Here is an 18,336-nt window from a genome sequence, read left to right on the forward strand (position 1 = left end):
GATATGACTGATCAGCGCAAAGGCAGCGATGCCGAACCCACCACTCACTTCGGCTTCAAGAACGTCCCGGAAAGCCAGAAAGCGGAAAAAGTCGCTGAGGTGTTTCACTCCGTAGCGGCCAAGTACGACCTGATGAACGACGTGCTCTCCGGCGGCATGCACCGCCTGTGGAAGCGCTTCACCATCGAGCTGTCGGGTGTACGCACCGGCAACCGCGTATTGGATATCGCCGGCGGTACGGGCGACCTGGCGGCCAAATTCTCCAAGCTCGTGGGTCCGACCGGCCAAGTGGTATTGGCGGACATCAACGGCTCGATGCTCAAGGTCGGTCGTGACCGCCTGCTCGACAAGGGTGTGGCCGGCAATATCGAATTCGTCCAGGCCGATGCGGAAAAGCTGCCGTTCCCCGACAACCACTTCGATTGCGTGACCATCGCTTTCGGCCTGCGCAACGTGACCCACAAGGAAGACGCGATCCGCTCGATGCTGCGCGTCCTCAAGCCGGGCGGCCGCCTGTTGGTGCTGGAGTTCTCCAAACCGACCAACGCGCTGATGTCCAAGGTCTACGACACCTACTCCTTCGCCTTCATGCCGTTGATGGGCAAGCTGATCACCAATGACGCCGAGAGCTATCGCTACCTGGCCGAATCGATCCGCATGCACCCCGATCAGGAAACCCTGAAGTCGATGATGGTAGAGGCCGGTTTCGACCGTGTGACCTACCACAACATGACCTCGGGCATCGTGGCCCTGCACCGCGGCATCAAGCCCTGATGCTGCTCAAAGGCCTTCTCGCCAGCGTCGAACACGGCCTCAACCGTGTGCTGCGCCTGGACAGCACCGCCCTGGCGCGGCTTGCGCACTTGAACGGCAAGGTCATCGCCGTCGACTGCAGCAGCCCCGCCTTGCAGCTGTTTATCCTGCCCAGCGATGAAGGCCTGCTGCTCGCGACCCAATGGGCTGCCGAGGCCGATTGCACCCTGCGTGCACCGGCGTCCAGCCTGTTGCACCTGGCGCTGAGCCGCAACAAGACCGCCATCCTCCACGGCACTGAAGTGCATTTGGAAGGTGACAGCTCGGTGCTGATGGACCTGGCCGCCGTGCTGCAGGACCTGGAGCTGGACTGGGAATACGAGCTGTCGCGCTGGATCGGCCCCGTCGCCACCCAGTTGATCAGCGGGCACCTGCGCAGCCGCTCGCGTTGGTACCAGCAGGGGTTCGCCAGCCTCAACCAAAACCTCGCCGAATACCTGAGCGAAGAATCGCGCACCCTGGTCGGAGAACGGGAAGCGCAAGCGCGCTTTCGTGAACTCGACAAGGCCAAAATCGACCTGGAACGCCTCGAGGCCCGCTTCGAGCGCCTGAGCCGTTCCCTTGATCCAAGCGATAACGCATGAAGCTGCTCGCCGTCCGCCGTTTGTTTCGTATCCAGCGCGTCGTAATCCGCTACCGCCTCGATGACCTGCTGTTCGCCCTGCCTCTGCCGTGGTTCCTGCTCGCTGTACGTTATGTACTGCCGTGGCGCTGGTTCCCGCGCAAACAGCTGGAGCTGAGCCGTGGCGCGCGCCTGCGCCTGGCGCTGCAGGACCTGGGGCCGATCTTCATCAAGTTCGGGCAGATCCTCTCGACCCGCCGCGACCTGCTGCCCGAAGACATCGCCGACGAGCTGATGCTGTTGCAGGACCGCGTGCCGCCGTTCGATTCCCAGCAATCGATGAAGCTCATCGAAGAACAGCTGGGCAAGAAGATCAGCGAGGTGTTCAGCCGCTTCGACGTCGACCCGCTGGCCTCTGCTTCGGTCGCACAAGTGCACGCGGCGCAGCTCAAGACCGGCGAAGAAGTGGTGGTGAAGGTGATCCGCCCCGGCCTTAAGCCGATCATTGGCCAGGACCTGGCGTGGCTGTTCATTCTCGCCCGCGCTGCCGAGCGTTTCTCGGCCGATGCGCGCCTGCTGCACCCGGTGGATGTGGTCGCCGACTACGAAAAAACCATCTACGACGAACTCGACCTGCTGCGCGAAGCCGCGAATGCCAGCCAACTCAAGCGCAACTTCGAAGGCTCGCCGCTGCTGTACGTGCCGCAAGTGTATTGGGATTGGTGCCGCCCCAAAGTGCTGGTGATGGAGCGCATTTACGGCGTGCAGGTCACCGACCTCGCGACGCTGGCCGACCAGCGTACCGATATGAAGATGCTCGCCGAGCGTGGCGTGGAGATCTTCTTCACCCAAGTGTTCCGCGACAGTTTCTTCCACGCCGACATGCACCCGGGCAATATCTTCGTCAGCACCGTCAACCCGTGGAGCCCGCAGTACATCGCGATCGACTGCGGCATCGTCGGCAGCCTGACGCCGGAAGACCAGGACTACCTGGCCCGCAACCTGTTCGCCTTCTTCAAGCGCGACTACCGCCGCGTGGCGCAATTGCACATCGATTCGGGCTGGGTGCCGGCTGAGACCAAGCTCAACGAATTCGAAGCGGCGATACGCACCGTGTGCGAGCCGATCTTTGAAAAACCGTTAAAAGATATTTCCTTCGGCCAGGTCTTGATGCGCCTGTTCCAGACCGCGCGGCGCTTCAATATGGAAGTGCAGCCACAGTTGGTGCTGTTGCAGAAAACCCTGCTCAACATCGAAGGCCTGGGCCGCCAGCTGTACCCGGACCTCGACCTGTGGAATACCGCCCAGCCGTTCCTCGAACGCTGGATGCGCGAGCGGATGAGCCCGAAAACCGTGCTGGGCAACCTGCACAGCCAGATGGAACAACTGCCGCACTTGGCCAACATGACCCGCGACCTGTTGGAGCGCATGTCCCAGCCCCACGCCAAGGACCCGGCGCCACCCTGGAAGAAGCGCAAGGACGACTGGTTCCTGCGCCTGCTGGGCGCTGCGCACCTAGTCGGCGGGGTGATGCTGGCCATCGGTGGTCCGCTGAACCAACTGGGCCACTGGCCGGCTGGCATCATGGTCGCCGTGGGTGTTTATCTGATCGTGCGTCGATAGCCAATCCGGTTATACACTGTCGCAAATTGCCGGAGCCGAACATGAAAGACTGGCTGGACGAGATCAAGTGGGACAGTGACGGCCTGGTGCCGGCCATTGCCCAGGACTACAAGACCGGGCGCGTGCTGATGATGGCCTGGATGAACCGCGAGGCCCTGAGCCTCACTGCCACTGAGCAGCGCGCCATCTACTGGTCACGCTCGCGTGGCAAACTGTGGCGCAAGGGCGAAGAGTCCGGGCACGTGCAAACCCTGCACGAGATGCGCATCGACTGCGACGCCGACGTGGTGATCCTCAAGGTCGAGCAGATCGGCGACATCGCCTGCCACACCGGCCGTCACAGCTGCTTCTATCGCGTGTTCGAGAACGGCGAATGGAAAGTCGTGGAGCCGGTGCTCAAAGACCCGCACGCCATCTACTCGGCAGGACACTGAACATGAGCGATACCCTGAACCGTGTGGCCCAGGTGCTGGAAGACCGCAAAGGCGCGGACGCCGACAGTTCCTACGTCGCCAGCCTGTACCACAAGGGCTTGAACAAGATCCTGGAAAAACTCGGCGAAGAATCCGTCGAGACGATCATCGCCGCCAAGGACGCGCAAATCAGCGGCGACTGCAGCGATGTGATCTACGAAACCGCCGACTTGTGGTTCCACAGCCTGGTCATGCTCGCCCAACTGGGGCAGCATCCACAGGCAGTGCTGGATGAACTGGACCGTCGCTTCGGCTTGTCCGGGCATGCCGAAAAGGCTTCGCGCCCGTCCGCTTGAATAACGTTGACTGAGGAATTGCAGCATGGGCATTTTTGACTGGAAACACTGGATCGTCATTCTGGTGGTCGTGGTACTGGTATTCGGCACCAAGAAACTCAAGAACCTCGGCACCGACGTCGGCGAGTCGATCAAGGGCTTCCGTAAAGCCATGAACGACGACGAAAAACCGGCCGACCCGGTGGTCAATCCCGTACCGCCGGCACAGCCTGTGCACCCGCAGGCCACCCAGCCGATCACCGAGCGTCGTACCTTCGACGTGCAGGCTGAAAAAGTCGAAGAGCCGACCCGCAAAGACTCGTGAGCACTGACTAATGTTTGGTATCAGCTTCTCTGAACTGCTGCTCGTCGGCCTGGTAGCCCTGCTGGTACTGGGGCCGGAACGCCTGCCCGGTGCGGCACGCACGGCCGGCCTGTGGATCGGGCGCCTGAAACGCAGTTTCAACGCCATCAAACAGGAAGTTGAAAGGGAAATCGGCGCCGACGAAATCCGCCGGCAACTGCACAACGAACATATTCTGTCGTTGGAGCAGGAAGCCCGGAAGATTCTGTCACCCGTGCAGGAACCCGCCAAACCGGTGGAGCCGGTGGCTGACAACACCATCGCGCCAACCGTTGAGGCCGCTCCCGTGCAGCCCACCGCGCCAACCGAGCCTGCGCCGACGTCTGCCGCGTCGCCCGCGCCCCATGACCCCACATTGCCGCCGCGAGCCCCATGAGCGCTGATAAACCGGAAAACGACCAGCATATGCCGCTGGTCTCGCACCTCACCGAGCTGCGTACCCGCCTGCTGCGTTGCGTAGCGGCCATCTTCATCATCTTTGCCGGGTTGTTCGCCTTTACCCAGCAGATCTACACCTTCGTCTCCACGCCGCTGCGCCAGTACCTGCCGGCCGGCGCGACGATGATCGCCACCGATGTGTCATCACCGTTCCTGACGCCGTTGAAGCTGACCATGATGGTCTCGCTGTTCCTGGCGATCCCGGTGATCCTGCATCAGATCTGGGGCTTTATCGCGCCGGGCCTGTACAAGCATGAGAAGCGCATCGCGGTGCCGTTGCTGGTGTCGAGCATCCTGCTGTTCTACACCGGCATGGCGTTCGCCTACTTCCTGGTGTTCCCGTTGATCTTCAAATTTTTCGCCGCCGCCACCCCGGCCGGCGTGGAAATGATGACCGACATCACCAGCTACCTCGACTTCGTGATGACGCTGTTCTTCGCCTTTGGCGTGGCCTTCGAAATCCCGGTGGCCGTGGTGTTGCTGGTGTGGATCGGCGTGGTCAACGTGCAATACCTGAAGAAGATCCGCCCCTACGTGATCATCGGCTGCTTCGTGGTCGGCATGATCCTCACCCCGCCGGATATTTTCTCCCAGACCCTGTTGGCCGTGCCGATGTGGATGCTGTTCGAGATTGGCATCCTGTTCAGCAGCTTGATCACCAAGCGCGGCGAACACCCGGATGACCAAACCGCCGACGACGACCAGCCGCCAGCGACCCAGCCGTGAACCTGCTGCTGCTGGAAGAGGCCGACTTTATCGCGGCCGACCGTGTGGTGCTGCGTGATCGGCGCCTGGTGCACATGCAGGAAGTCCACCGCGCCGTCGTAGGCGACAGCCTGCGTGTCGGGCGCGTCGGCGGGTTGATGGGCAATGCACAACTGGTGCGCCTGGAAGCCCGCGAAGCCGAACTGCAAGTGAGCTTCGACCAACCTCCACCGGCCAAACTGCCGCTGACGCTGCTGCTGGCCCTACCGCGCCCGAAAATGCTGCGCCGGGTGCTGCAGACCGTGGCCGCCATGGGCGTGCCCAAGGTGGTGCTGGTCAACAGCTACCGGGTCGAGAAGAGCTTCTGGCAAACCCCGTTCCTGGAGCCCGAGGCGATTCGCGAGCAATTGATCCTCGGCTTGGAACAGGCCCGGGACACGGTGTTGCCCGAGATCGTTATCGAAAAGCGCTTCAAACCCTTCGTCGAAGACCGCCTGCCGGCCATGACCGAAGGCACCTTGGGCCTGATCGGTCACCCAGGCGATTACCCGGCGTGCCCACGTGGGCTGGATGAGCCGGTGACCCTGGCGATCGGGCCTGAGGGTGGCTGGATTCCCTACGAAGTGGACCTGCTGACCCAAGCAGGGCTGCAGCCGGTGCAACTCGGTGCACGCATCCTACGGGTCGAAACGGCCGTCACCGCCCTGCTCGCCCGGCTCTTCTAACCACAAACCTGGCAAACGACGCAGCTCCCCTGTGTCACTACAGATTCCTGCGTATCTGCCGATAACCCGTGAATAAGTCCAAGCCTTGTTCCACGGGAGTTTGCAGTATGTATCGTTGGTTAGCCGAAAAGCTGGGGAATGTCAGCGTCAAAACCAAACTTGGCGTGGGCTTCGGCCTGGTATTACTGCTGACGCTAATGATCACCTTCACCGGCTGGACCGGGCTCTCAGGCGTGATCAGTCGCGGGGACAAACTGGGTTATATCGCCAGCCTCAACGACCTGAGCAAGGACCTGCGCATTGCGCGCCTGGACTTCGAAATGCGCCGTGGCGAACAGGGGCCGGCAGCCGTCAATGAGCTGCTTGGCAAGCTGGAAGGCGGCCTGAAAACCGCGCGTACGCTGATTGAACAGCCCGCCGATATTGCCCTGATCGATGATCAACTGGCAGGGGTCGACCAGTACAAACGGGCATTTGATGCCATGGTCCAGGCCGGAGCCAATCGCGAAAACGCCCGTAGCAAATTGGGCGATACCGCTGACAACGCGGTACTCAAGGTAAACGAAGTCGAAAAATCCCTGCTGCAAGGTGACAGCGTCAGCCAGTTCAACAGCGTTGTCGATGTGAGCAAACTGATCCAGCAAGCGCGCTTTCAGGTGCGCGGCTATACCTACAGCGGCAAGGTCGAAGCAGAGCAGCCGGCGCTGGACGCCATCGATAATGCCCTGAAAAAGATCGCCAACCTCACGGGCCAAATCCCTGAACAATATTCGACCAACCTGCAACAGGCCAGCGTGTCACTGCAAGCCTATCGCGCAGCGGTCAGCCAATACCGCGATTCTCAGGTTGCCACCGCTGCAGCGATGAAAATCATGGGCGTGCAGGGCGACATACTGCTGGACCGCAGTAACAAGCTGACCACCTCGCAAACGGTGGTGCGTGACGCCGATGCGGCAAACGCCAAGCAGCTGTTGCTGTTGGCCACCGTACTGGCGCTGATCTTCGGCCTCGTCGCCGCCTGGGCCATCACCCGCCAGATCATCATCCCGCTCAACCAGACACTCCAGGTGGCCGAACGCGTGGCCTCGGGCGACCTGAGCCACAACCTGACCTCTCTACGCCAGGACGAACTGGGTCAACTGCAACGCGCCATGCAAAGCATGACCGTCGGCCTGCGTGAGCTGATCGGTGGCATCAGCGACGGCGTCACCCAAATCGCCAGCGCCGCTGAACAGCTGTCCGCCGTGACCGAGCAAACCAGCGCTGGGGTCAACAGCCAGAAGGTCGAGACCGACCAGGTCGCCACCGCCATGAACGAAATGGCCGCCACCGTGCAAGAAGTGGCGCGCAACGCCGAGGAAGCCTCCGAAGCTGCCGTGGCCGCTGACCAGCAGGCCCGTGAAGGCGACAAAGTGGTCGGCGAAGCCATCGCCCAGATCGAACGCTTGGCCACCGAAGTGGGCAACTCCACGGCGGCCATGGGCGACCTGAAGCGCGAAAGCGACAAAATCGGCAGCGTGCTCGACGTGATCAAGTCCGTGGCTCAGCAAACCAACCTGCTGGCCCTCAACGCCGCGATCGAAGCCGCACGTGCCGGCGAAGCCGGGCGAGGTTTCGCCGTGGTGGCGGACGAGGTACGCAGCCTGGCCCAGCGCACACAGAAGTCCACCGAAGAGATCGAAGAGCTGATCGTCGGCCTGCAAAACGGCACCCAACAGGTCGCAAGCATCATGGACAACAGCCGTGGCCTGACCGACAGCAGCGTCGAGCTGACCCGCCGTGCCGGTAGCGCCCTGGCGAACATCACCCGTACGGTCTCGACCATCCAGGCGATGAATTCGCAGATCGCCACGGCGGCCGAGCAGCAAAGCGCGGTGGCCGAGGAGATCAACCGCAGTGTGTTGAACGTGCGCGATGTGTCGGAACAAACCTCTTCGGCCAGCGAAGAAACCGCAGCCTCCAGCGCTGAGCTGGCGCGCCTGGGTATCTACCTGCAAACCCTGGTAGGCCGCTTCAAGGTTTGATCCCCGCGTGGCGGCCATCAGGGTCGCCACCGACAATTTGTGAAATTTCCTACACGTTTTTCAGGTCGTGAACCGACTTGTATGGCGGCGAAAAAAGTAGCGTTTCAACTTCCCCTGACCCGCGTCAGCCGGAATCTCGAAACGCTATCTTTGATTCGTTGGAGGTTCACTATGTTTAGTCCACTGACCCGCCTGCTGGGAAACACCAGCATCGCCCTGAAACTTGCCCTGGGCTTTGGCCTGGTGCTGGCCCTCAGCCTGATCATCGCGTCAACCGGCTGGCAAGCCTTGAACAAATCGGTCGATCGCTCACAGAAACTGACAATCCTCTCGCAACTCGCGATTGTCGGCGAAGAGTTGCGCGCTGATCGCATCCTTTACCGGACCCTCAGCAACCCGGAGAGCCTGGCAAGGATCAGCTCGCACATGGAGAAGATCGACCGCATCCTGACTGAGCTTTCACCACGCTTTACCGACCCGCTCAACCAACGCCAACTGCAGAACAGCCGGGACTTTGCGGCGAGTTTCAAAGCCGCCCTGAATGGCCTGGACAGTTTGATCAAACACCGTGAAAGCACCCGTGCACAGCTCAAGCGCAGCGCCGCAGAGACCAGCGACGCGCTTGCCGAACTCACCAGCGACCTGCCCAGCCAAGATGATGAAACCGCCCTGGAGGCCATCGAACAACTGCGCCACGCCTTGGAACAAGCCGAAGATCGTGCCCAGGCCCAGGCTTGGGCCGCCGCCTCTTTGGAAGCCTATGGCGACAGTGTCGATACTGCGATCCAAACCTTGGACCGCACCCAGAAAGCGGTCACTGCATTGCCCGTCAACGGCGCCGCACTGGAAAAAGTCCTGCTCAACTATCGGACTCATCTGACCGACCTCAAGGAGGCCCAACTCAGTACTGAAGCCCGGCAGTTCCAACTCGAACAGCAACTGGATCAGTTGCTCAAGGAAAGCGACCAGTTAAGCGAAGACCAGAGCACCAAGCGAAACAACGAAGCGAGCCTGGCGCGTACCCTGCTGCTGAATGTCACCGTCGCCGCACTGCTGCTGGGCAGCCTGGCCGCCTGGGTGATCGCGGGCCAGATCGTCGTACCGCTGCGCCAAGTATTGCTGACGGCTAATCGGATCGCCGAGGGCGATCTGAGCACCACCACCAGCACCTCTCGCCGGGATGAGCTGGGCCAGTTGCAGCAAAGCATCGGGCAAATGGTGCGCAACCTACGCGGCCTGATCAGCGGTATTGGCGACAGCGCCCGACAAATCGCCAGTGCCGCCACACAGCTGTCCACCGTCTCCGAGCAGACCCGCGCCGGGCTCAGCAACCAAAAGGACGAAACCGATCAGGTGGCCACCGCCATGAACGAAATGCTCGCCACCGCCCAGGAAGTCGCCCGGCACGCCGAGCAGGCGTCTGTCGCGGCCAATGAAGCGGACCAACAGGCCAGCGCCGGTGACAAGGTGGTTGCACAAGCCATTGAGGAGATCGGCCATCTGGCCAGTGAAATGGCCCTGTCCAGCCGCGCCATGCTGGCACTGCAGCAGGAGAGCCAAAAAATCGGCAGTGTGCTGGACGTGATCAAGTCCGTGTCCCAGCAAACCAACCTGTTGGCGCTGAACGCGGCCATCGAAGCCGCACGCGCGGGCAATGCCGGTGAAGGGTTTGCGGTGGTAGCCGATGAAGTACGCAGCCTGGCGCAACGCACCCAGGAATCGGCCGAAGAAATCGAAGGGCTGATCAGCGGCCTGCACGCCGGTACACAACAGGTTGCCGACATCATGGACAGCAGCCGCCACCTGACCGACCACAGCGTCGGCCTGACCCGCGACGCCGGCGACGCACTGGCGGCGATTGCCCGGACGGTGTCGATCATCCAGGAAATGAACCCGCAGATTGCCGCCGCCGCCGAACAACAAAGCGCCGTGGCCGAGGAGATCAATCGCAGTGTGTTGAAGGTACGGGATGTTTCCGAACAAACCGCAGCCGCCAGCGAGGAAACGGCGGCGGCGAGCGTTCAGTTGACAAGATTGAGCCTTGACCTGCAGACACTGGTCGGCAAATTCAGGCTCTGAGACTCACCACATGTGTGGCGACGGGCTTGTTGTGGCGAGCGAGCTTGCTCGCGCTGGGCTGCGAAGCGGCCCTAAAAACCTGCCACTGCGATTTGGCTTAAAAACGCGGATGGGTTTATAGGGGCCGCTACGCGGCCCAGCGCGAGCAAGCTCGCTCACTACAGGTCAACTTTTAGCGCTCTGGAAGTGTTTACTACAGGACCTGGCGCAGGAACGCCTGGGCGCGAGGGTCTTTCGGTGAGTCGAAGAACTCGGCCGGGGCCGCATCTTCCAGCAACTTGCCATGATCGAAGAACAGCACGCGGTCCGCCACTTCACGGGCAAAGCCCATTTCGTGGGTCACACAGACCATGGTCATGCCCTCCAAGGCGAGCGTCTTCATCACGTCCAGCACTTCGCCGACCATTTCCGGGTCGAGGGCCGAGGTTGGCTCATCAAACAGCATCACCTTGGGCTCCATGGCCAACGCCCGGGCAATCGCGACCCGTTGCTGTTGGCCACCGGACAAGCGTGAGGGGAACTCATTGGCCTTCTGTGCAATGCCGACCTTCTCCAGCAGCGCCAGGGCCTTGGCCTCACGCTCCTGCTTGCCGCGCTTGCGCACGACTTTCTGCGCCAGGCACAGGTTTTCCAGCACGGTCATGTGCGGAAACAGGTTGAAGTGCTGGAACACCATGCCGACTTCGCGGCGGTAGGCGTTCACGTCGGTCTTCGGGTCGGTCAGTTGCAAGCCGTCGATGCTCACCGAACCGGAGTCGAACTCCTCCAGGCCGTTGAGGCAACGCAGGAACGTGGACTTGCCGGAGCCGGACGGACCGATCACCACCAGCACTTCGCCCTTGGCCACCTGGGTGGTCACATGGTCCACCGCACGGACCACATGGCCACGGGTGTCGAAGACTTTTACCAGATCGCGGACTTCAATCACTTTGCGCGAGCCTCCGCTCAAGCCGGCTGGCCATTTTCGACAGCGGCAGGTTGATCAGCAGGTACAGGCCTGCCACGCAGAACAGGATTTCAAACGGCGAAAATGAAGTGGTGATCACCTCACGACCGCTCTTGAGCAATTCGGTAATCGCGATCACCGACACCAGGGACGTGTCCTTGACCAGGCTGATAAATTGCCCGGCCAGCGGTGGCAGCACGCGCTTGAACGCCTGCGGCAGTACCACATGGCGCATCGACTGGCTGGCACTCAGGCCCAGGGAGCGCGCGGCTTCGTTCTGGCCACGGGTGATGGACTGCACACCGGCGCGGACGATTTCAGCCACATAGGCACCGGTAAACAGCGACAGCGCCGCAATCCCGGCGAATTCCCGGGACAGGTTGAGCACCGTACCGATAAAGAAATAGAAGATGAAGATCTGCACCAATAGCGGCGTACCGCGCACCAGCTCGACGTAGATCGTCGAAAGATCACGCAAGGTCGGGTTGCTGGACAAGCGGCACAAGCCGGTCGCCAGACCAATCGCCAGGCCGAGGATTCCGGACACTACCGATAACCATAGCGTGGTCCACAAACCCCACATCAATGGCCCCAACGCCCAATGCCGGGTCACGCCCACCACATCGCCTTCGGCGACATCGTCACCGCGCGCCACTTGCAGGCTGTTGTCGGCAACAGTCAGCTTTTGCTCGGTGCCGGCGTCGTTGCGCAAGGTCACTTCGGCGACGTCGCCTTTGCGGACCAACTCGACAACCGTGGAGATGTCAGCGGCGCGTTGGGACTCTTCAGCCTGGTAGGCGAAGTACTGCGGTACGCGGTTCCAGCGCCATTCGTAGGACATCAACGACGTGGCGTAGTACAGCGCACCGGCCAGGCCAACCAGCACGACCACAGTCAGCAGGTGCCAGGGCCATTGGGCTTTTTTCTGTTTCATTTACTCAGTATCCAAAAGAGTCGGGCGCGCGCCAGCCTTATTCCATGTCCTTGAGCCACTCGGAGCTCTTGAACCACTTGTCATGGATGCGATCGTAGGTGCCGTCGTTGCGGATCTGGTGCAGGAAGTTGTTGATGAAGTTGATGCTGTCGTAGTCGCCTTTCTTCAGGCCAAACGCCAGGGGTTCGAAGGTGAAGGGTTCTTCCAGGAACGCCAGCTTGCCATTGCCGACTTTTTTCTCGGCAACCACGTTGTACGGCGCGTCATACACAAAGGCATCGGCCTTGCCGTTGACCACGTCCAGCACGCCTTCCTGCTCGTTGTCGTAGCCGTGGTACTTGGCTTTGGAGATCAGCTTTTTGGCGACCATCTCACCGGTGGTGCCCAGCTTGGAGGTCAGGCGGTATTTCTCGTCGTTCAAGTCTTTGTAGGACTTGATGGTGCCTTCCAGTTCCTTGCGGATCAGCAGGGTCTGGCCGACCACAATGAAGGGTTCGCTGAAGTTCAGGCGCAGGTTGCGTTCCTGAGTCAGGGTCATGCCGCTGCCGATCATGTCGAACTTGCCGGTCAGGAAGGCAGGGATAATGCCGTCGTAGCCGGTGGATACCAGCTCCAGCTTGACCCCCATGGACTTGGCCATGGCCTTGAGGATGTCGACTTCGAAGCCGATGATTTCACCGCGCTTGTCTGTCATTTCAAACGGCATGTAGGTCGGGTCCATGCCGACTTTCAGCGTGCCGCGCTTGACTGCATCATCGATCGCACCCGCCTGGGCCGCAGTGGCCGCGACCAGTGCGGTGACGCCGAGCAGCAGCATCGAAAGATACTTTTTCATCATCAAGTCCCCTGAACGATTCTTGTAAGGTCGGCGCGCAAAAGGGCTGCACCATTTCGGGGTGCGATCCTAACCCACTCGTTGCTCGTCACAAAGGTTTCACGGCTATTTGTTATCGGCATATGTCGGAAAAGCCCCACATCGGTGCGGCAAAGCTCAGGGGCAGACACTTACGCAGAGGAGTACCGGCAACCGGTTGATGTGTAAGCAGTTATGACTTTCAGTCGATTTCCACCCACCAATCGGTGTCTTTAAACCACTTGTCGTGCAGGCGATCGTAGGTCCCATCCTGGGCCACTTGATTAAGAAAATGGTTGATCCAGTTGAGGCTGTCGAAATCGCCCTTTTTCAAGCCGAATGCCAAGGGTTCGAAGGTGAAGGGTTGCTCAAGTGCCAGCAGCGTGCTGTTTTCCGGGCGGCTAAGGGCGATCAGGTTGTAGGGTGCATCATGAATAAAAGCATCGGCCGCTCCCGCCAACACCTGGCGTACCCCTTCTTCCGGAGTGGCAAAACTGCTGATGCGGGCCGCCCCCAAAAACCGTCGTGCCGCCGCCTCACCCGTGGTGCCTTCGGTGGTGGCGATCCGGTAACTGGCGTCATCCAGGTCCTCGACACTGCTGACCTTGCCCAGAAGCCTTGGGTGCAACACCACCGACTGGCCGACCACGATGAACGAATCGCTGAAGTTGAGCTTGAGGTTGCGTTCCTGGGTGACGGTCATGCCGCTGCCGATCAGGTCGAATTTCTTTGCCTGCAACCCCGCCACCAGCTCGGTGTAGGGCACAGTGACCAATTCAAGCTCGACCCCCAAGGCTTGGCTCATGACCTTGAGCAGGTCGATTTCAAAGCCGACGATGCGTCCCTGTTTATCGGTCATTTCGAAGGGCACGTAGGTGGGCGTGGTGCCGACCTTGAGCGCGCCGCGTCGAACGGCGTCGTCAATCGCGCCAGCCTGTGCCAGGCCCATGTGAATCCATGCGACAGCGCTGATCAGCAGCGCAGAACAATAGCCTTTGCTCATGAAGACCCCAGTAGCCGGTTAAATTCGGGGCGATGCTAACTCAGCCACGGGCACGGCAATACGCCTCGAACAAGGGTCTTTTGTTTCGAAATAACAAGAAGTTAAGCCGAGAGGGAAAGTAACGGAAAACGCTGTAGGACCAGCGTTCGGAACACCCCCGAGGAGAACCCTCGGGGGCGTCTGAATCAGGCCGGTTGGGCCTGGGACGACAGCGGTTGCAGCGGCAGCAACGGCGCGTGCGGGTCAGCCTTGATCGATTCCCGCCAGGCGGCGAGCCACTCGGCATGGCCTTCGCTCCAGACCTGCTCGTGCAGGCGAGCCAGGGCTACCGGGTCACTGAGCAAGGCCAGGCGTTCACCGTTGTTGAGGCCGGCAGGACCGACTTTCAACGCGTGACGCACACGTTCGGCACGCAGGTACTCGATCGGCTCGGCCTGCGCGTGACGCGAGGTCGCCAGGGCACAGGCCAGGGCGTTCTGCTGCGGGTCGACCACCGAGCGCACAAAGCCGTCATTCAGCGCATGCCAACGGTTTTCGTGGGTGTACTTGTCGGTGGACAGCAGCGCTTGCGGCGGATTGTATTCCTCAGGGATCAGGAACAGGCTCTCGTCGCGGGACTTGAGGCCCAACCCGACACGGCTGGAAATCACCGACACCGGGATCGACAGCATCAGCGAACCCACGATCGGCACCAGCCACCACAGGAAGCTTGGGTTCAACCACACCACCAGCAACGCCCAAAAGAAGCCGAGCAAGGTCTGGGTGCCATGGCGCTTGATCGCTTCACCCCATGGGGTGGAGTCATCGTCACGCTGCGGCGAGTTCCAGGTCGCGGCCCAGCCGAGGAACGCGGCAAGTACGAAACGGGTGTGGAAGATCATCCGTACCGGTGCCAGCAGCATGGAGAACAGCATCTCCAGCAGCATCGACAAGGTCACCTTGAACTTGCCGCCGAACTCTTTCGCGCCCTTGGCCCATATCAGGATGATGCTCAGCAGCTTCGGCAGGAACAACAGCACGATGGTGGTGGAGAACAGCGCCACCGCTTTGTCCGGATGCCATTGCGGCCACAGTGGGTACAGCTGGCGTGGCGCCATGAAGTACTGCGGCTCCATCAGCGTGTTCACCGCCAGCAGGGCCGTGGACAGCACCAGGAACAGGAACCACAACGGCGCCGACAGGTAGGACATCACACCGGTCAGGAACACCGCACGGTGCACCGGGTGCATACCCTTGACCAGGAACAGGCGGAAGTTCATCAGGTTACCGTGGCACCAGCGACGGTCACGCTTGAGTTCGTCCAGCAGGTTCGGCGGCAGTTCTTCGTAGCTGCCCGGCAGGTCGTAGGCAATCCACACGCCCCAGCCGGCACGGCGCATCAGCGCGGCTTCAACAAAGTCGTGGGACAGAATGGAACCGGCGAACGCGCCTTTACCCGGCAATGGCGCCAGGGCGCAATGCTCGATAAACGGCTTCATGCGGATAATCGCGTTGTGACCCCAGTAGTGGGATTCACCCAGCTGCCAGAAGTGCAGGCCGGCGGTAAACAGCGGGCCGTAGACGCGGGTCGCGAACTGCTGCATGCGTGCATACAGGGTGTCCATGCCCGACGCACGCGGCGCGGTCTGGATAATCCCGGCGTCCGGCGTGGCTTCCATCAGGCGCACCAGGCTGGTCAGGCATTCGCCGCTCATGACGCTGTCGGCGTCGAGCACGACCATGTATTTGTAGTCACCGCCCCAACGACGGCAGAAGTCGTCGAGGTTGCCGCTCTTGCGCTTTACGCGACGGCGACGGCGGCGATAGAAGATCTTGCCGAAACCACCCGCTTCACGGCACACGTCGAGCCAGGCTTGCTGTTCGGCGATGCAGATGTCGGCGTCATTACTGTCGCTGAGCACGAAGAAGTCGAAGCGGTCGAGGTCACCGGTGGCGGCGACCGACTCGAACGTCGCACGCAGACCCGCGAATACACGCGGCACGTCTTCGTTGCAGATCGGCATCACCAACGCGGTGCGGGCGTCTTTCGGAATCGGCTCGTCGCCGGCACTCTTACCGGAGATCCGGTATTTATCGTGGCCGGTGAGCAGCTCCAGGAAGCCCATCAACGCGGTCCAGAAACCCGCCGAGACCCAGCAGAACAAAATCCCGAACATGATCAGGATGCTGGTTTGCAGGGCGTAAGGCAGTACCTGGGTAGCGGTTTGCAACAAGGTCTGGTTGCGGATTTCGTCGAAGTCGACCAGCGACCAGCCCTGGTACGGCATGATGCCTTTCATGTACCAGCCGGCGACGATGGTCTGGCCGAGCATCAGCACCAGCAGGATGTAACGGCGGATCGAACCGACGGTACGCCAGCGGGCGGCCGGCAATACGCGCTCATCCTTCGGCGGTGCGGGCGGATTGCTACGCCCAGTGATACGGCGCCAGCCGCGCACCAGGATATTGGTACGCCACGGCTCCGGCACCACGCGGGTACGACGAATCGGCGGCGTGGCCTTGAGGCACACACGGCCGCTGGCATCCAGCACCAGCATTTCGGCGTCTTGCAGCTCTTCGGCCGTGTTGAGGGTCAAACGGCGGCCTACCGACGCCTGGGCGGCGTCGGTGGGCGCGTCGAACGTCGACGACGACAAACGCTCGTGCAACTCGGTGAAGGATGTGCAGCCCGCCAGTTCGGCGCGCTGCTCAGCGGTCATCGGTAGATGCGCCAGGTACTCGGACAGAGTCTCAGGCGTTACTTGAGAATTACTCATCGGCAGGCAACTGATAGCTCCAGGTTTCGGTCAGGACTTGTTCGGTCTTGATCGGCTCCGGCGTGGCTGGGGCAGCTTCTGGCTGCTTGGCTTCCTTGTCTTTCGCGTCTTTCTTGGCCTGTTTCTCGTGTTGCTTGGCCAGGACCTTGTCAGCCTTGAGCACGTGGCTCGAGTCCTGCTCAGGGGCCGGCGGTGCAACATCCTGCACCAGGGCCGCGCGCATTTCGGTCGGTTTGCCTGCGTCCTTGATCTTCATGCGCAGGGTCAAGCGCCAGCCTTTGGTGTGCTCGTTGTAGCGCACGCTGTTTTCAACCAGCTCGGCGTTGTCGCTGACACTGACCTGGCTGCGCACCGGGGCATCCGCCGGCAGCGCCTTGAGGGACGGGCCCTCGAAGTCGACCAGGTAGGCCACGCTGCCGTCAGGCTGGCGGATCAGGTTGGATTGCTTCACGTCACCGGTGGAGCGCAGGGTCTGCTTGACCCAGGCGCTGTCGGCCGGGTGCAAGGCTTTCTCGTCCATGGTCCAGTGCAGGCGGTAGGACACGTCCAGCGGCTGGCCCACTTCCGGCAGTTTTTCCGGGCTCCAGAAGGCAACGATGTTGTCGTTGGTTTCATCGGCGGTCGGAATCTCTACCAGGTTGACGGTGCCTTTGCCCCAGTCGCCCTCAGGCTCGATCCAGGCGCTTGGGCGCTTGTCGTAGTTGTCGTCGAGGTCTTCGTAGTGGCTGAAGTCGCGACCGCGTTGCAGCAGGCCGAAACCTTTCGGGTTCTCTACGGTGAAGTTGCTGACCGACAGGTGTTTAGGGTTGTTCAGCGGACGCCAGATCCACTCGCCATTGCCGGCATGGATCGACAGGCCGCTGGAGTCGTGCAGCTCGCGACGGTAGTTCAGCACTTTGGACGGCTGGTTTGCACCGAACAGGTACATGCTGGTCAACGGGGCTACGCCCAGTTTGGTGACCTTGTCGCGCAGGAACATCTGGGATTTCACATCGACAATGGTGTCGGTGCCCGGACGCAGGATCAGGCGATAAGCGCCGGTAGCCCGTGGAGAGTCCAACAGGGCAAAGATCACCAGTTGTTTCTCACCCGGCTTTGGACGTTCGATCCAGAACTCGGTGAAGCGCGGGAATTCTTCGCCGGACGGCAAGGCAGTATCGATCGCCATGCCACGGGCGGACAGGCCATACGACTGACCCTTGCCGACCACGCGGAAGTAGCTCGCGCCGAGCATGGTCATGATTTCGTCTTGCTTGTCGGCCTTGTTGATCGGGTACAGCACACGGAAGCCGGCATAACCCAGCTGTTCGGTGGCTTTAGGATCAAACTTCACGTCGCCGAAATCGAAACGCGTCGGGTCGTACTTGATTTCCTGGACGCTGTCGGCGGTGACTTCATTGATTTTCACCGGTGTATCGAAGTGCATACCCTGGTGATAGAAGGACAGCTTGAACGGGGTGTTCTGATCGGCCCACTCGGCTTTTTCGTTGCGGAAACGAATCTTCTGGTAGTCCGCGAATTTCATTTCGCGGAATTCGTTCGGCAGATTGCTGCGCGGAGCTTCGTATTTCTGCCCGGCCAGCTCTTTTGCCTTGGCCGACACATCATCCAGACTGAATGCCCACAGTTGACCCGCGCCGAACAGGCAAAACAGGGCAGAGCCCGTCACCAGTGCGTTTCGTAACCGTTTGGCTGACAATTTTGGTGCATTACAGGGACTAACAATCACGAGCAACCCTCGCCGAAAACAGATCAAAAAACCA

General features: G+C 61.0%; 16 protein-coding genes and 2 pseudogenes. 12 read left to right on the forward strand and 6 right to left on the reverse strand.

Annotation, left to right across the window (positions count from 1 at the left end; all coding sequences use genetic code 11):
- Positions 1-3: 3 nt before the first annotated feature.
- The 12 genes and pseudogenes from ubiE to AO064_RS16990 all read left to right on the forward strand — a co-directional run bounded on the left by ubiE (position 4) and on the right by AO064_RS16990 (position 10,081).
- Complete coding sequence (ubiE, locus tag AO064_RS16940) at positions 4-774, forward strand: bifunctional demethylmenaquinone methyltransferase/2-methoxy-6-polyprenyl-1,4-benzoquinol methylase UbiE (RefSeq protein WP_003171186.1); 771 nt, start codon at positions 4-6, stop codon at positions 772-774.
- Positions 774-1,397 (forward strand): ubiquinone biosynthesis accessory factor UbiJ, encoded by a 624-nt coding sequence (locus AO064_RS16945; RefSeq protein WP_012721798.1) that lies wholly within the window; start codon positions 774-776, stop codon positions 1,395-1,397. Before ubiE ends, AO064_RS16945 begins: the two co-directional genes overlap by 1 nt.
- Positions 1,394-2,998: a ubiquinone biosynthesis regulatory protein kinase UbiB gene (gene ubiB, locus AO064_RS16950; protein WP_012721797.1), complete on the forward strand. Its 1,605-nt coding sequence runs from the start codon at positions 1,394-1,396 to the stop codon at positions 2,996-2,998. The genes AO064_RS16945 and ubiB overlap by 4 nt, the downstream gene beginning before the upstream one ends.
- 41 nt (positions 2,999-3,039) lie before the next feature.
- Positions 3,040-3,432 (forward strand): phosphoribosyl-AMP cyclohydrolase, encoded by a 393-nt coding sequence (gene hisI, locus AO064_RS16955; protein WP_012721796.1) that lies wholly within the window; start codon positions 3,040-3,042, stop codon positions 3,430-3,432.
- 2 nt (positions 3,433-3,434) lie between these two features.
- A complete protein-coding gene (locus AO064_RS16960) occupies positions 3,435-3,767 on the forward strand; it encodes a phosphoribosyl-ATP diphosphatase (protein WP_003209299.1) in 333 nt (110 codons plus the stop codon).
- 25 nt (positions 3,768-3,792) lie between these two features.
- Entirely contained in the window at positions 3,793-4,071 is a 279-nt protein-coding gene (locus AO064_RS16965; protein ID WP_012721795.1) for a twin-arginine translocase TatA/TatE family subunit, read from the forward strand.
- 10 nt (positions 4,072-4,081) lie between these two features.
- A complete protein-coding gene (gene tatB, locus AO064_RS16970) occupies positions 4,082-4,486 on the forward strand; it encodes a Sec-independent protein translocase protein TatB (RefSeq protein WP_064054066.1) in 405 nt (134 codons plus the stop codon).
- Positions 4,483-5,274, forward strand: coding sequence for a twin-arginine translocase subunit TatC (tatC, locus tag AO064_RS16975; protein WP_012721793.1), 792 nt, complete (start codon positions 4,483-4,485; stop codon positions 5,272-5,274). Before tatB ends, tatC begins: the two co-directional genes overlap by 4 nt.
- Positions 5,271-5,978 carry a 16S rRNA (uracil(1498)-N(3))-methyltransferase gene (locus tag AO064_RS16980; protein WP_064054067.1) on the forward strand — a complete coding sequence of 236 codons (708 nt, stop codon included), beginning with the start codon at positions 5,271-5,273 and terminating at the stop codon, positions 5,976-5,978. The genes tatC and AO064_RS16980 overlap by 4 nt, the downstream gene beginning before the upstream one ends.
- Positions 5,979-6,175: 197 nt before the next feature.
- Positions 6,176-7,096, forward strand: a pseudogene (locus AO064_RS31825) (methyl-accepting chemotaxis protein); the annotation flags it as partial.
- 201 nt (positions 7,097-7,297) lie between these two features.
- Positions 7,298-8,002, forward strand: a complete 705-nt coding sequence (locus AO064_RS31830) for a methyl-accepting chemotaxis protein (RefSeq protein WP_371914020.1) — start codon at positions 7,298-7,300, stop codon at positions 8,000-8,002.
- A 171-nt stretch (positions 8,003-8,173) separates the two neighbouring features.
- Positions 8,174-10,081 (forward strand): HAMP domain-containing methyl-accepting chemotaxis protein, encoded by a 1,908-nt coding sequence (locus AO064_RS16990; RefSeq protein ID WP_064054069.1) that lies wholly within the window; start codon positions 8,174-8,176, stop codon positions 10,079-10,081.
- Between the two features lie 193 nt (positions 10,082-10,274).
- Here AO064_RS16990 and AO064_RS16995 read toward each other — a convergent pair whose 3' ends face one another.
- The 6 genes and pseudogenes from AO064_RS16995 to AO064_RS17020 all read right to left on the reverse strand — a co-directional run bounded on the left by AO064_RS16995 (position 10,275) and on the right by AO064_RS17020 (position 18,302).
- The gene (locus AO064_RS16995) at positions 10,275-11,009 is read right to left on the reverse strand and encodes an amino acid ABC transporter ATP-binding protein (RefSeq protein ID WP_064054070.1); all 735 of its coding nucleotides are present in this window, start codon (positions 11,007-11,009) and stop codon (positions 10,275-10,277) included.
- The gene (locus tag AO064_RS17000) at positions 11,002-11,961 is read right to left on the reverse strand and encodes an amino acid ABC transporter permease (RefSeq protein ID WP_012721788.1); all 960 of its coding nucleotides are present in this window, start codon (positions 11,959-11,961) and stop codon (positions 11,002-11,004) included. The genes AO064_RS16995 and AO064_RS17000 overlap by 8 nt, the downstream gene beginning before the upstream one ends.
- A gap of 37 nt (positions 11,962-11,998) precedes the next feature.
- Positions 11,999-12,796 carry a transporter substrate-binding domain-containing protein gene (locus AO064_RS17005; protein WP_064054071.1) on the reverse strand — a complete coding sequence of 266 codons (798 nt, stop codon included), beginning with the start codon at positions 12,794-12,796 and terminating at the stop codon, positions 11,999-12,001.
- 220 nt (positions 12,797-13,016) lie between these two features.
- The gene (locus AO064_RS17010) at positions 13,017-13,817 is read right to left on the reverse strand and encodes a transporter substrate-binding domain-containing protein (protein WP_012721786.1); all 801 of its coding nucleotides are present in this window, start codon (positions 13,815-13,817) and stop codon (positions 13,017-13,019) included.
- A gap of 183 nt (positions 13,818-14,000) precedes the next feature.
- Positions 14,001-16,573: pseudogene (mdoH, locus tag AO064_RS17015) on the reverse strand (glucans biosynthesis glucosyltransferase MdoH); the annotation flags it as partial.
- Complete coding sequence (locus AO064_RS17020; RefSeq protein WP_043206109.1) at positions 16,566-18,302, reverse strand: glucan biosynthesis protein G; 1,737 nt, start codon at positions 18,300-18,302, stop codon at positions 16,566-16,568. The gene AO064_RS17020 and the pseudogene mdoH, both read right to left, overlap by 8 nt.
- Positions 18,303-18,336 lie beyond the last annotated feature (34 nt).

It is taken from the genome of Pseudomonas marginalis (assembly GCF_001645105.1).
Lineage (GTDB): Bacteria > Pseudomonadota > Gammaproteobacteria > Pseudomonadales > Pseudomonadaceae > Aquipseudomonas > Aquipseudomonas petroselini.